The 12901-nt window shown below is 64.6% G+C and carries 12 protein-coding genes; 1 reads left to right on the forward strand and 11 read right to left on the reverse strand.

The annotated features are described in order from the left end of the window. Positions 1 to 10: 10 nt before the first annotated feature. The 10 genes from KR767_RS18450 to KR767_RS18495 all read right to left on the reverse strand — a co-directional run bounded on the left by KR767_RS18450 (position 11) and on the right by KR767_RS18495 (position 9859). Positions 11 to 550, reverse strand: coding sequence for a hypothetical protein (locus KR767_RS18450; RefSeq protein WP_250877354.1), 540 nt, complete (start codon positions 548 to 550; stop codon positions 11 to 13). Between the two features lie 54 nt (positions 551 to 604). Next, positions 605 to 1231: a hypothetical protein gene (locus KR767_RS18455; protein WP_250877355.1), complete on the reverse strand. Its 627-nt coding sequence runs from the start codon at positions 1229 to 1231 to the stop codon at positions 605 to 607. 9 nt (positions 1232 to 1240) lie between these two features. Continuing rightward, positions 1241 to 2947, reverse strand: coding sequence for a putative porin (locus KR767_RS18460; RefSeq protein WP_250877356.1), 1707 nt, complete (start codon positions 2945 to 2947; stop codon positions 1241 to 1243). Between the two features lie 41 nt (positions 2948 to 2988). Further along, positions 2989 to 3669: an energy transducer TonB family protein gene (locus tag KR767_RS18465; RefSeq protein ID WP_250877357.1), complete on the reverse strand. Its 681-nt coding sequence runs from the start codon at positions 3667 to 3669 to the stop codon at positions 2989 to 2991. Between the two features lie 4 nt (positions 3670 to 3673). Continuing rightward, positions 3674 to 4081 (reverse strand): ExbD/TolR family protein, encoded by a 408-nt coding sequence (locus KR767_RS18470; protein ID WP_166946870.1) that lies wholly within the window; start codon positions 4079 to 4081, stop codon positions 3674 to 3676. A gap of 10 nt (positions 4082 to 4091) precedes the next feature. After that, positions 4092 to 5867 carry a DUF2341 domain-containing protein gene (locus KR767_RS18475; protein ID WP_250877358.1) on the reverse strand — a complete coding sequence of 592 codons (1776 nt, stop codon included), beginning with the start codon at positions 5865 to 5867 and terminating at the stop codon, positions 4092 to 4094. A gap of 37 nt (positions 5868 to 5904) precedes the next feature. Beyond that, positions 5905 to 7515, reverse strand: coding sequence for a ShlB/FhaC/HecB family hemolysin secretion/activation protein (locus KR767_RS18480; protein WP_166946871.1), 1611 nt, complete (start codon positions 7513 to 7515; stop codon positions 5905 to 5907). A gap of 133 nt (positions 7516 to 7648) precedes the next feature. Next, positions 7649 to 8623: a FecR family protein gene (locus tag KR767_RS18485; protein WP_250877359.1), complete on the reverse strand. Its 975-nt coding sequence runs from the start codon at positions 8621 to 8623 to the stop codon at positions 7649 to 7651. Next, entirely contained in the window at positions 8620 to 9156 is a 537-nt protein-coding gene (locus KR767_RS18490; RefSeq protein ID WP_250877360.1) for an RNA polymerase sigma factor, read from the reverse strand. The genes KR767_RS18485 and KR767_RS18490 overlap by 4 nt, the downstream gene beginning before the upstream one ends. Position 9157: 1 nt before the next feature. After that, positions 9158 to 9859 carry an STN domain-containing protein gene (locus KR767_RS18495; protein WP_250877361.1) on the reverse strand — a complete coding sequence of 234 codons (702 nt, stop codon included), beginning with the start codon at positions 9857 to 9859 and terminating at the stop codon, positions 9158 to 9160. A gap of 180 nt (positions 9860 to 10039) precedes the next feature. On the opposite strand from KR767_RS18495, the gene KR767_RS18500 reads away from it, so the two are divergent. Beyond that, entirely contained in the window at positions 10040 to 10393 is a 354-nt protein-coding gene (locus KR767_RS18500; RefSeq protein ID WP_250877362.1) for a hypothetical protein, read from the forward strand. 6 nt (positions 10394 to 10399) lie between these two features. Here KR767_RS18500 and gspD read toward each other — a convergent pair whose 3' ends face one another. Next, the gene (gene gspD / locus KR767_RS18505) at positions 10400 to 12778 is read right to left on the reverse strand and encodes a type II secretion system secretin GspD (RefSeq protein ID WP_250877363.1); all 2379 of its coding nucleotides are present in this window, start codon (positions 12776 to 12778) and stop codon (positions 10400 to 10402) included. Positions 12779 to 12901 lie beyond the last annotated feature (123 nt).

Below are 12901 nucleotides of genomic sequence, written 5' to 3' on the forward strand. Positions count from 1 at the left end.
TCGGCGTGGGCTACAGGGGGCTTCCGCCCGCGAAATCCCCTGTCATCGACGCCACTTCATCGTTCAGTTCGGGTAGCGCGGCCAGCTCCCTGAGCTCGGCCTCGCTGAGTTCACGCAGCACCGTGCGGATCGCCAGCCGGCGCCCGTCGTGCAGCCACGCATTGAGCACGCTGGCGATCGCCCGGATCGTCGGCAATGCCGCATCGTCCAGGTGCGGCTTGCGATGGCGCAGACGATCCGCCACCGCATAGCGCACGCGCGAACCGAGGAACGCCGACGATTCGCCCAGCAATTCCTCCAGTGCGTCGCGCGAGCAGCGATCCATCAGCACGTCGGCCTGCCGGCCCTGGCGTGCCGCGTAGAGTTGCCTCAGCATCTCCGCCAGCGCGTTCATGCAGCTCATGCCGCAGACCCGCGCATCGACCTCGGCGCGGCCGCGCGACAATCGCGGCCGTTGCGCCCGGTAGTCCGGCATGCTGTCAAGCTCATGGTCGTGATACACGCTTGGCCTCGTTGCACCATGACGACGGGAGGGGACGTCCCTGTCCATTGCGGTTTCCTTTACAGTCCGTTGCGCCCAACCACTGGGCTGAAGGGTCCGGGTTCATGGGGAGGCAGCTGCCTGCCCCGCACGCGGATCGAAACGCTGTTCGTAAAGGCGGTCGCCAAAGGACTGGGCGGCCGTTTCCAACCTGACGCGGGCCTTCGCCGCGAACGGCTGTCGGGAGGCCAGCACATCACCCATGTCCAGCTTTTCGTAGGCCGAGATCACGTCCTGGCCTACGCGATACATCTGCACGTTGCGCGCGGTGCAGGCATCCACCTGCCCTTTCGCGGTGTCCAGTTCCTTCGCCAGGCGCGCCCGCTCGGTCTCCGCCGTGCGCAACGCCAGCGCGGAAGACTCCGTCTGCGCCTTTCCTTTCTGCAAGCTGGCCTCGACCTCTTCCCTGCGCTGCCGTTCGGCCGCGATGGCGCGCGACGCCTCCGGGGACATCCCTATCGCCTTCTTCGCCTCCGTGCGTGCCGTCTCCGCATCCTGCTTCGCGGCATCCCTCTCTTTTTCCAGTGCGGCCTTCTCGGCCGCCCATTGCGACTGTTCTGCCTGCAACGACTGCAACTGCGTGCGGGTGTCCCGCAGCTGGTCACGCAAGCGGGATTCCAGACTGGCGGTCTGCGCGAACGCGGTGGGCACGATCGACAACAGCACCATGGCGATAAGCTTGCGTTTCATGTCGCCTCCTCAGAATCGCGCATTCATTTCGAGCTGGAAGACATCGATGGCCAGCGGCGCACCGAAAACCTGGCGGGCGTTGAGGTAGCGCGCCGTGAGCCATGCAAACTTCGACACACCGTAGCTACCGCTCAGGATGAAGCCCTTGGCGTTGGTGCCGCCCAGGCGGAAGTCCGGATCGTTCAGGCCGTCCACCGTGGCATCCGGCTGGAGGTATTTGTAAGCAACGCTGGCATTCCAGTCGCCCGCACCGCTGGGATCGGGATTGCCCAGGGTCGCACGCAGCATCCAGCCCACGGGACCGCTCTTGTAATTGTCGGCCGTGAAGTCGCCGGCACCGAAGTTATTGACCAGTCGCGACACGCCAACGTCGGGGCGGAATGCGTCCTTGCGGTGATACGCCATGTTGCGCACGTAATCGCCTTCAAGACGAAGCGGCGTATCGGCCACCTTCAGGTCGAGCTGCGTATTGGCATTGGCGACGTGATAGTCGTACACGAGGCCCACGAACTGGGGCTGCGCATAGCCCGTCGGTGCACTCGGGTCAGGCACGATATTGCGGATCAGGAACAGCGAGTTGCCCTTCTGCATGAAGGTCGGGCGCGTCGCGTCCGTGCTGCAGTAGTCCACGCCCAGGTAGATCGAGCACGGCGACGACAGCTCGCCACGCAGCTTGTCGAATCGATAGTACGCCAGGGCGAGCTTCCACTCGGCGTCTTCGCTGAACTTCCAGGCACCGCCGATCTGCGCGGCCGTCAGCCACTTGTCGCGGCTGGCATTCTTCACGCCGGCCGACGAGGGAAAGTCGTCGGACTGGTAATCGAACGGGAACAGGCCCGCCGTGGCAAAGCCGCGGAATTCGTCGTTGAACGGCACGTCGAACTTGCCGGCCACGCCGTCGAAGTTGAGATGATCGGCGAACACCAGGTTCGTGCTCATGAACGGATTCTGCATGCGACCGGCCACCACCTTCGCCCAGTCGGTGGGTTTCCATGCGATCCATGCCTGGTCGAGCCAGATGTTCTTCTTGGTCAGGCCACCGCCCAGGGTCTGGGTGGTGGACACCGGGTCATTGATGTTGCCCGATCCCAGGCGGATACCTGCGGTGACCGAATCGCCGAGGTTCAGCAGCATGCCGAAGCGCGCCATGATGCGCATGGAGTTGGTGCGGTTCTCGCGGGTGTTCAGCAGCGGCGGCGGCACGCGGCCGTTGAGATCGTAGGGGCCGGTGCGGTTGAGCTGGGCGAAGTCCACCACCGGAGCCGCATTGCTCTTGTCGTAGTAATGGAACTCGTCGCGCACGCGCATGTCGCCGGTCCAGGTGACCCTGTCGAGCCATTCGGGCAGCTTGCCCGGTTCGGCCCAGCGCTCGCTCTTTGCCTGCGCCACCACTTCCTGGCGCAGTTCGTCCTTGATCTGGTTGCGCACCACTTCCGGTACATAGGTCACGCGGACCTGGCCGGGCGTGGCCGGTGCCGCATTGGCCGTACCAGCCAGCTTCTGCGCCTGCGCGGCCTCGCTGTTGGCCTGGGCGATCAGGCCGTCGGCATCGGCCTGGGTGAGCACGCCGCGCTTCACGAGCAGGCGCACCAGGTTGATCGTGGCGTTGTCCGAAGGAGCGCTCTGCGCATGCGCGGCTCCGGCGCACAGGGCCAGACCGATGGTCAGGGCCAGCATGGCTCGCGCGGGACGATGGCGGGCCTTTCCGATGGTCATGAAAACTCTCCGGGTATACGAAAGATTGGGCGTGGCAGTCGTCATACGGGGCGTTTCCCGCGGATGGCGATGCGCAGGGGGAAGCGCAGCGAGGAAGGCGGTGCGACGTCGATGCGCGGCATCGAGCGCAGGACTTCGAGCAGCGCCTCGTCGGTATGGGTATTGCCGCTGGGACCGGCCAGTTCGACACGGGTGAGCCTGCCGTCGGCGTCCAGCCAGATATCCGCGCGCACCTCGAACACCAGGCGGTTGACCCTGTCGTCGCGCTGGATCGCCTGCTGGATCGCATAGCCCAGGTACTGGTCGTAACTGCCGGTACCGGTGCCATTGCCGCCACCGGAACCGACCATGCCGCCACCGGAACCGGCGCCGATGTTGAAGGCATCGCTGCCAGCCTGCGCGTCGCCGTTGATCGTCACCTGCTTCGCAACATCGTTGCTGGTCTTGGGTGCGTCCACCGGCTTCTGCGGCACTTCAGTGGGCTTTTCCTCCACGGGCTTGGGTTCTTCGGTCTTCCTGGGCTCCGGCGGCTTTTCCTTGGGTGGCGGTGGCGGAGGCGGCAACGGCGTGATCGTCGCCACGCGCGGTGCCTCGCGGCGTACGCCCACGCGGCTGCTGGAGAAGTGCCAGATCAGCGCACCCACCAGCAACAACGCAACGACACCGACCGCCGGACCGAGCCAGCGGCGAGGTGGAGCGCGACGGGAATCGTTCGGACTCACGCGCTCAGTCCTTCGCCGGTTTGCCGGTGACCAGACCGACCTGAGGCAGGTCCACCCGGCGCAGCAGATCGAGGATGTCCATCACCTTCTGGTACTGGACCGTGGAATCGCCCTTTACCACCACCGGGAAGTCCGGATTCAACGCCTTCAGCGAGCGCAGGCGGTCTTCCAGCTCGCTCAGCGTCACGGGATAGGCATCGAGGAAGATCTGCCCCGAGTCCGAGATGGTGATGGCCTTGGTCTGCGGTTTGGCCATGCTCACCGCCGCACTGGCCTTGGGCAGGTTCACCTTGATGCCCTGCACCGAGGCGGTGGTCATGATGATGAAGATCACCAGCAACACGTACGCCAGGTCGAGCATCGGCGTGATGTTGATGTCGTCGTACGGCTTGTCTTCGTCTTGGGCGCGCATGATCCGGACCTCAGGCCGCCACGGCGGATGGGTGGACGGTGCGCTGCTGCTCAGCCAGTCGCGTCACGAACTCGTCCACGAACACCTGCATGTTCGCGGTGACGTTCTTGTTGCGGATCAGCAGGTAGTTGTAGCCAAACAGTGCGGGAATCGCGACGAACAGGCCTGCCACGGTGGCAAGCAGCGCGGCGGCGATACCCGGCGCGATGGCGTTGACGTTGACGTCGCCGGCCGCCGCAATCGCAGCGAAGGTGATCATCACGCCAACCACGGTACCGAGCAGTCCCAGGAACGGGCCGCCGGAGATAGCGATGGTGAGCATCACCATCGACTTGGCCAGGCGCTGGTTCTCGCGCACCAGCGTCGCGTCCATCGTGGCGCGGATGGCCTCGATCGACTCCGGAGCGATATGGTCGTGACCGTCGTCGTCTCGGCGGCTCCATACTTCGCCGGCGCCGACCTTGTAGAGGCGATACAGCGAAGCATCCTGAAGACGCGACGCCGTCGGATCGCGGGACAGCGCAAGGATGTTGCGGCCCTGCTGGCGGAAGGCGTCGAGGAAGTTGTCATTGGCGCGGGTCACGCGATTGACGTAGGCGGCACGCTGCCACATCACGACCCACGAAATCGCCGCCATGACCAGCAGGATGGCGATCACCACCCATGCATCGACCGTGACCGACTTGACGATGACACCGAAGTAACCGAAACCGATACCGGCCTGCTTCTCGTCGGCACCGTAGTTCAGCAGCTTGGATTCGGCGCCCTGGGTCTGCGCATCCAGCGCGATCAGCGCGGCCGGGCGGGCAACCCGCGACAGGCGCACTTCATCCATCTGTCCGGCGAAGGGTACGACGGTGTCGGTCTGGCCGGCAGCGTCGCCGCCGAGGGTGGCCTGGCTGGTCAGCGCGGGGAGCTTCGCATCCAGCGAGGCGTAGGGGCGGCCATCCACGTACAGCTGGATCTTGTTGTCGGCCGCCGTCACGGCCAGATGCAACCATGCGCCCGCCTTCACGGGCTCACCAGCGGTGGTGGTCGCGTCATCGACCTGCACGAAGGGCACGCCATTGTCGAAACCAAGCAGCAGCTTGTGCTCCGCCTGGCGGCGGGCATAGACGACGGCACGACCGGCCGGCAGCGCATCGAGCTTCACCCAGGCGCTGAACGTGAAGGCACCGCCTTCGGCGACGTTCATCGACACGCTACCTGGCAGGTTCACCACCTTGCTGCCATCGAAGCGCGCCGACTTGCCGATCACGCCATCCACGGTGGCGACGTCGTTGCCCACGGCGTTGTTGCCGTACGCCGTTGCGTCGTGCGGCGGCGTACCGGCAGCGTCTTCGAAGTGGTAGACGGCGGCGTAATCAGCGTCATACGCCGCAGCACCCTTGTCGCCCCCCTGCGCCTTCGGGTTGCCGTAGTACATCCAGATCTGCTGCTGTGCGTCGGCGGCCAGCTGCGGCACGTCCACCCAGATCAGGGCAACGCCAAGCACCGGGTCGAAGCTCTCGATCTGGTAATTCAGCGGCGTCTTGTCATCGGCGGCGACGAAGCGAATGTCGGCACCGGTCTCCGAGACACCGTCGAAAGTGAAGTTGCCCGAATGCAGGCGCAACAGGACCGGCGTGCGACCAGGCGCGGCGCTCACGGCCGCTCCCTTCGCCGTGGTGTCGAGGGTGATCGCCTTGCGGAAGGAGAAGTCCTGGTTCCACCACGAGGCGTCGGCGTGTGCCATCGGCACGAAGCCGAGGAACAGCAAGCAGGTCAGTAACAAAAATCGATTCACGGTAATACCCCTGGATGTCTGTGGTCCGACCTGCCGGTCAGAGGTCTGCCTTGAGAGAGAAATGGATGCGGGTGTCGTGCGCGCGCGTGTTCTGGCTGTTCTGGAACGGATAGGCCACTTCGAACGCGCCGGTGACGATGTTGAAAATCTGGAAGCGGGTGCCGAGACCCACGCTGGACAGGTCGTAGCTGGTCTTGCGCGTGCTTCCCTTCGACGCATCCTTCTGGTCGACAAGAGACGGCAGCGCATTCATGAGCACGAGGTGTGCGCCATCGACGAACGCGTGGAAACGCCAGTCGTTCATCCACTGGCCGATGTGCGAGGCGAGGGACGGCGTGCGCAACTCCAGTGATGCGATGGCGCCGTGATCCGCGGTCTGCTCCGCTTCCAGGTAGCCGCGCACCGTACTCTGGCCGCCTGCCGCGAACTGCTCGCTGGAAATGAGCGATGTCGTTGCAAGCTGCACTGCCAGGCGCCCCGCCAGGCTGAAGCCATCGGCGAAGTTGCGCACGTGGTTGCCTTCGGCCTTGACGTAGAGGAAGTTCGCCCGGGCGCGATAACGCTGGGTGTCGAAGGCTTCGGAACTGCTTCCGCCCACGCGAAAACCCGCCGTGGCACCCAGCGAAATGCCACTATTGGACTTTTCGCCGTAAGACTGCCCCTGGTAGGTGATCGACAGGGGTATGTAGGTTACCGGCGCCTTGGACGTATCCGTGCCAAGCGTGATGTTCTGGTCGAAATGCTTGCGCGTGACGCCGATGGCCAGCGACTGCGAATAGGTTTCGTGAGATGGCAGGTTGCGCAGGAAGGTAAAGCCATAGGCATTGCCCTTGCCCAGTACGGTGCTGCCACCGACGGAGTTGGCATTGCTGTTCGATTTATAGCCCGATGCCAGCACGCTCCAGTCGCCACCCAGCGGCACGAGATACGAACCTGCCCACACTTCTGCCGCGTTCCTGTCCTGCGGCGCCACGATATAGGTAATGGATGCCGCCTGGCCGTCCTGGAACAGGTTGTCGTTGCGCACGCTGGCAATGGTGCGAAGCTCGGGCGTGTTGACGCTATGGTCGTTGTTTACCTCGACGCTGCCGTGCCAGGGCGCTGTATCAGTGACCTTGAGCGTCACGTCCATGGTCTGCGGCAGCTTGCCCGGCGTGAGCACCGGCACGACCTGGCTGCCGCCCTTTCGGTTGACGTTGGTCAGCTCCTTCTGTGCCTGTGCGAAATTGGGCACCTCGCCCTCTTTCAGCGCAGGCACCGCATCGCGGATGTCCTTCGGCGAACGATAGGTCGCGCCTTCGACACGCACGCGGCCGATGGCATTCTCGGTGACCTGGAGACGGATCACGCCGTCCTTCACCTGCTGCGGCGGAATATCCACCACGACCGACTGGAAGCCGTGCGCCTGGTAGACCTTCTGCAGTGCATCGCGCGCACCGCCGACGTCGGTCATCGACTTGCCGGGACCAAGGAACGGATACACGGCCGTCTCGATGTCCAGCGCCTGCAGCGTGGTGTTGCCATCGACGACGTATTCGTTCACGTCGAAGGAGGTCGGCGCTTCCTGGGCAGATGCAGCGCCGGCGATGGCGGCTGCGATGGCCAGCGCAAGGGCGCGCGCGCCCCGCGAGGTCGTGACACGCATCATGCGCTCACCCGTGCTGCTCGTGTAGCCACTTGAAAACTTCCCCTGTCGATCCGTTTGCCCACAAGACGCCTGGGCGCGGGTGGCACTGAACCGTTGTCACGAAAAATTCATCGTTCCAGCGGTTCCTTCCCTGTCAGCTCAGCAACACCCAGTCACCAGGAAGATGTGTAACGTGCGCGCCATAGGCGTCATGGATGAGCGATGCGACATCCGCCATCTGGTCGAGCGTGAAACGTGCATGCACACGACGCTCGCCCAGCGCGCGATCGGTGATCACGATGCGCCCGTGGCGGTAGCGATTGATATCGGCGACGACATCCGCCAGCGGCTGGTTGTCGTAGATGAGTACGCGCTGGCGCCAGGCGAAGGCCGTGTCGGGATTGACTGCCACCGGCTGCGTCATGCCCGAGGCATCGAGCGCTACCTGCTGCGAAGGCTTTACCAGTGTCCTGGCGACGCCGCGCTCCAGCACCGTCTCTCCATCAAGGCAGGTCACCGACGACACGCCGTCGACACAACGTACTGCGAAGGAGGCTCCCGGCGACGAAAGGACACGTGCGTCGTCGAGTTCGACGACGAACGGCGCGGCGCGTGCCGCATCGATACGGACCATGGCCTCGCCTTCGCGCAGGCGCATCCCCGTGACATGGCCTGCGGACTTGTTCAGGCCGATGGCGGTATCCGTATTCAGTTCAACGTCCACGCCGTGGCTGACCTGGACCTCTTTCTGTTCACCCACCGCGGTACGCAACCCCGGCTCGCTCCCCATGACACCCGCACCCAGGCCATAGCGCACGAAGGCGATGGCAGCCACCGAGGCGGTGACGGCGGTGCTGATGAACATGCGACGCCCCATGCGCACGCCATGCCGGGGCGCGGGACGATCACCCCGGCCGGGCGTGCGGTTCCGGTGCTCGATGGCAGGACCCAGGTCCTCCCACAGGCGTCGCGCATGCGCGAACGCCTCGGCATGCTGCGGACTGGCAAGGCACCAGCGCCGGAAGGCCTCACCGTCCTCGGTGGTCGCCGTGCCCGACGTCAGGTGTACGAGCCAGGCACGCGCCTGGCGCTCGCTCTCGTGGCTGGTGGTCGTCTCCATATCCGTCATGACGGTTCTCCGGCACCGGGACCGAACCGCTGAACGGACTTACGTCCCACTTTTTCGGCACAAGTATCGAGTGCTTTTTTCAGTTCCTTGCCGACCATCCTCACCGAGATACCGAAACGGGCCGCGATATCGGCCTGCGGCAGTTCATCGATACGCGCGGCAATGAGGATTTCGCGCTGCCGGCGAGTGAGTGCATCGAGTGCGTGGGACAGCGCTTCCAGATCCTGCCGGGAGGCGAGCACGGCCTGAGGGTCCAGTGGATCGTCCACCGACTGGATCAGGTCATCCACCTCTTCGCCCGTCAGCAGGCGGCCGTGGGACCGGTGATGGTCCACGGCCATGTTCAGCGCCATGCGAAACAGGTAGCCCGTGGGATGCGTGGCACGGGCTTCCGTGGGCCCGAGCTTTTCCACGCGCAGGTAAGTCTCCTGCATGACGTCATCCACGAGGTCGTCCGAGCGCAGGCGTCTGCGCAGCCGTCGACGAAAATCGTCGTAGTTGTCGAGGAACACTCCCAGGAGGGACGTCTCCACGTCAGCCGCCTCCCGTGCAACGCCGGGCCCCATCGGGCGACGGCGCGACCAGGACTGTCACAGGATTGAAACGGCGGGTCACCGATGGCAAGTGCACGCCCATCAGTGCCTGCACCACCATCGCATCGCGATCGTCATTGCCGGACGGTGCCAGGGCAGCGACCTCGACGATGGCGCCCCCGTCATCGACCCAGAGCTGCATGGCCTGGCGCCAGGCGCCAGGCATGGTCTTCTTGTGGGCGCACAACGCATGTTCGATGGCACGCTGGATCGCTTGCGCACGCGTGCCGTCGATGTCCGGCGCGACATCGCTCGCACCCCGCGCGGATGGCGGCTCTCCATCGGCCGGCTGCGAGACATGGACTGCGGTGACCGTGAAGGCATTCATCGAGGCGAACTGCGCTTCAAGCCCCGTATCCACGAGGAGGATACGCAGCGCATCGCGCGGATCGACATTGCCGTGCACTCCGTGTGTGGAGAGCGATGCGACCAGCGCATCGTCGAACAGCACGGCGATGCCAGTAGCTTCACTGAATGCGCGCAACGCCTTCGCAAGCGGTTGTGCATCGATGTCGAAGCGCGCTGGCGCATGCGTTTCATCCGACCCCTGTGGCTTCGCCGTCGAGGACCCGTCCTGCGCCATGCATGGCTGCACCGCAATGAGGAACATGCACGCGACGAGCGCGATAACGCTGCGTGCCACGGCCATTCCTCGCGCAGGGACTTACGGGTCTCGTTCGGGCCGAAGGCTAGGCGCGGCAAATGACACAACGGCGCATGTTTCGTGACAGAAAAGGCTACGAAAACATGACAAGCCTGCCGTAACATCACGATGCCATGGGGCGCGCCATAATCCGGCCATTCGGCTGCATGGAGCATGCATATGCATATTCGGCAATTATTTATCGGCTCGATTCTGCTGGCCGCCACGGCGACTCATGCGCAACACGTGGTGCAGTTGCCCGGGGTCAGCGCCACGGCCTCGCCAGAGGGCTGCGTGTCGCCGGCAAGCGCAGGCAGCGCCGCGCTCTCCTATAGCTGCCTGACCCGCCTGGTGACGGCGGAAGCGACGCCCAAGGCACCAGAAACCCCGGGCGCCGATATCTCGAAACGACCCAGCAACACCCTGGGCCTTTACAACGCCAGCAGCCTGCAGAACCGGATGGGCCCCAACCTGGGCATCTCGGTGCAGCCTTACCGGCCGAAGCTGGTGTATCCCAACCCGCTCGGCCGGTAGGTCGGGTCAGTGCCTCGGCACGGTCACGGTGGGCTGGCCACTGCCCAGTTTCGCCGGGGCCGGCGTCGTGGGGGCTGCGCTTTCGAGCAACGGGCGCAGCGACTCGAACTTCTGCTGATACTCGTCCGTGACCTGCTTGGCTTCCTCGCCGTTGGTGACCACGCGCGGGGTGATCAGCACGATCAGCTCGGTGCGGTTGCGGTTGCGTGAGGTGGTGCCGAAAAGCCTGCCGAAGATAGGAATGCGGTTGAGACCGGGGATGCCGGTGTCCGTGGTGCCTTCGTTCTGCTGGATCAGGCCACCCAGCAGCACGGTCTGCCCGGTCTGAACCGCTACCTGGGTTGCGACTTCGCGCTGGTGGATCGTCACGTTGCCATTGACTGCCGTGGCCGTATCCGCCGTGCTCACCACCTGGCTGATGTTCATATAGACCAGGCCACCGGGATTCACGCGCGGACGCACGTTGAGGATCACGCCGGTGTCCTTGTATTCCACCTGGCCCACCGTGTTGTCGGTGTTGGCGCTGGTATTGACGAAGGTCTGCGTGATCGGAATCTGATCGCCGACTTGGATGTGCGCCTTCTGGTTGTTCATCACCACCAGCGACGGCGCGGATAGCGTCTTGGTGTTGCCGCTGGTTTCCATCGCCCTGAGTGCGACAGCAATGTTCTTGTTGACGAAGGAGTAATAGAACGAATCACCCGGACCGCTGGCACTGTCCGGTGTATACGTCAGTCCGCCATTGCCCAGCGCGACCTGGCGCTCACTGGGATGTCCCGGCGTCGTCGTGGTACCTCCCGCCAGGCCCTCCAGGTACCACTGCACGCCGAAACGGAAGTTACCCGTGAGGTTCACTTCGAGGATGCGGGTTTCGATCTGCACCTGCAGCGGCACGGTATCCAGGCGCTTGATGGCCTGCTCGATCTCGTTCCACTGCGACGGACGGCAGCGCACCATGAGCTGGTTGCTGCCGTCCACCGCGGTGATGCGTACGCCATCTTCGGTGGTGATGGGGCCGCTGCGCTGCTTGCGGTTGGCATCGAGGTCGTCGAAGCCACTGCCCGAAAAGCCGCCACCCGCCGCGCCATAGGACGAACCACTGCTGCCGTTCGACGAACTGCCGAATCCGTTGCTACCCGAACTGCCGAACGAGCTGGAGCCAGACGACGAGCCAAAGGACGACGAAGACGAAGAACTGTTGCCGAAGGAGCCCGTCGTGCTTCCAAGCCCGGAGCCGCCACGGTTGCCGAGATCGCTGTCACCGCCTACCGTGCCGGAATTCAGCCCCGGGCCGACACGGCCGCCACGATCGGAGGAGCCGCCGCTACCTGAGCCGCCACCGTAGATGCCCGCAAGGTAATCGGCCAGGTCGGCGGCCTGGATATTGCGCACGTCGTACACGTACAGTTCTGGCTCGTTGCCGCCGCCGCTGTCGATACGGTCGATCCAGCCCTTAACCTCTTCCAGGTATTCCGACTGCGGGCTGATCACTACCAGGGAGTTGGTGCGCTCGATCGGGATGAAGCGCAACAGGCCGGCCATGGGCGTGTTGCCCTTCTCGCCGAAAAGCTTGTCGAGCGTCGGGGTGAGGTCCTTGACCTCGGCGCGCTTGAGCGCGAACACACCCACGGACATGCCCTTGAGCCAGTCCACGTCGAAGGTCTTGATCGTGCGATCGTAGTTTTCCAGTTCGCTGCTCGTGCCGGCCATGACCAGCACGTTGCGGGTGGCGTCGGCCAGCAGGGTGGCATCGGCCCGGGCAAAGGGCTTGATGAGCTTCTGCATCTCGGTGGCCGAGATGTAATGCAGGGGATAGAGCCGGGCCTGCAGGCCACCTACCGGTGCCGTGGCGCCCATGCTGGGCACGACGTTGCCCGGCACGGCGTCTTTCGCGGGCATCACCACGTAGCGATCGTTCGTGCGTACCAGCGCATTGTTGGTCCAGGACAGCAGCGTCTCGAGGATGGGCAGCGCCTGGTCCTCGGTGACCGGCTGCGACGTGGAGAACGACACGTTGCCCTGCACGCCCGGCACGATGGAATAGTTCTCGTGCAGCAGGTCGCCCAGGATGGCCTTCACCACCGACTCGACCGGCTGGTTCTCGAAATTGAAGGTCACGGTGCCGGCGCCCTCGGCGGCCGGCTTCGGCTTGGCCAGCCCTACCGGCTTGACGAACTCGCCCGTGCCGTTGGTGATCTGGGGCGGAACGATGCCCGTTGCCGTCGGGTTGGTGTTGGGCATGATGCGCGGCTTCGGCGCCGGCTTCTCGGTGCCCGCCATGGCTTCGCGCTGCAATGCACCGTCATCGCTTGGCTGCGGCAGCGTCGAGCAACCGGCAAGCGCGACCGCTAGCGCCGTGGCGCCGATCAGCGAACTTCTGAGCATGGAACAACGTACTCCCTCGTTGACGCGGCCCCGTCGCCGCTCCTTTCGGCGAAACGCCGAATTGCCCAACTCTATAGGGAGGTTTGCTACCAGCGCTAGCACCATGCTGCGCAAGCGCGACGC

The organism is Luteibacter anthropi (assembly GCF_023699965.1).
Classification (GTDB): domain Bacteria; phylum Pseudomonadota; class Gammaproteobacteria; order Xanthomonadales; family Rhodanobacteraceae; genus Luteibacter; species Luteibacter anthropi.

Bases quoted from the DNA above. Each gene is read 5' to 3' on its own strand.
- KR767_RS18470 (WP_166946870.1), bottom strand. From the start codon at position 4,081: ATGCGCGCCCAAGACGAAGACAAGCCGTACGACGACATCAACATCACG.
- gspD (WP_250877363.1), bottom strand. From the start codon at position 12,778: ATGCTCAGAAGTTCGCTGATCGGCGCCACGGCGCTAGCGGTCGCGCTT.
- KR767_RS18500 (WP_250877362.1), top strand. From the start codon at position 10,040: ATGCATATTCGGCAATTATTTATCGGCTCGATTCTGCTGGCCGCCACG.
- KR767_RS18480 (WP_166946871.1), bottom strand. From the start codon at position 7,515: ATGATGCGTGTCACGACCTCGCGGGGCGCGCGCGCCCTTGCGCTGGCC.
- KR767_RS18450 (WP_250877354.1), bottom strand. From the start codon at position 550: ATGGACAGGGACGTCCCCTCCCGTCGTCATGGTGCAACGAGGCCAAGC.
- KR767_RS18455 (WP_250877355.1), bottom strand. From the start codon at position 1,231: ATGAAACGCAAGCTTATCGCCATGGTGCTGTTGTCGATCGTGCCCACC.
- KR767_RS18460 (WP_250877356.1), bottom strand. From the start codon at position 2,947: ATGACCATCGGAAAGGCCCGCCATCGTCCCGCGCGAGCCATGCTGGCC.
- KR767_RS18485 (WP_250877359.1), bottom strand. From the start codon at position 8,623: ATGACGGATATGGAGACGACCACCAGCCACGAGAGCGAGCGCCAGGCG.